This is a genomic window from Streptococcus sp. KR, assembly GCF_002238115.1.
GTDB lineage: Bacteria > Bacillota > Bacilli > Lactobacillales > Streptococcaceae > Streptococcus.
The window spans coordinates 1-340 of the sequence record NZ_NGVM01000207.1 but is presented as its reverse complement, the minus strand read 5'-3'; the positions used below and the strand labels follow the sequence as shown (position 1 = coordinate 340).

Here is a 340-nt window from a genome sequence, read left to right as displayed (position 1 = left end):
ATGGAGCCATCCCAACAGGGATTACACAGAATCCAGAGACTGTTTTATCTACAGAGGAAGGTAGAAAGCTAGTCGCAAACTGTGAGTTTCTAGCCCTCCTGAAGCTGAAGCGAACAGACTTAGAAGCCCTGGAGCAGGTTATCCCTCTTACACCTTCGTTGGAGCGATTTGTCTTGCGACCAAAAGCAAAAGGTACGGGTTTGATTGTGGCTGGAGATACAATTGTTCCATTTGAAAACCCTATTCCTAAAGATACTAAACTCTATCAATTGGTTGCGACAGATAGTTAAAAAATAGAAAGAGAGGTGATTTCTTTTGTTTGAAAGTGATCCCAAACAAT

General features: G+C 41.8%; 1 pseudogene. It reads left to right on the top strand.

Annotation, left to right across the window (positions count from 1 at the left end):
• Positions 1 to 290 (top strand): annotated as a pseudogene (locus tag CBI42_RS11630) (VirB4-like conjugal transfer ATPase, CD1110 family); the annotation flags it as partial.
• Between the last annotated feature and the right edge of the window lie 50 nt (positions 291 to 340).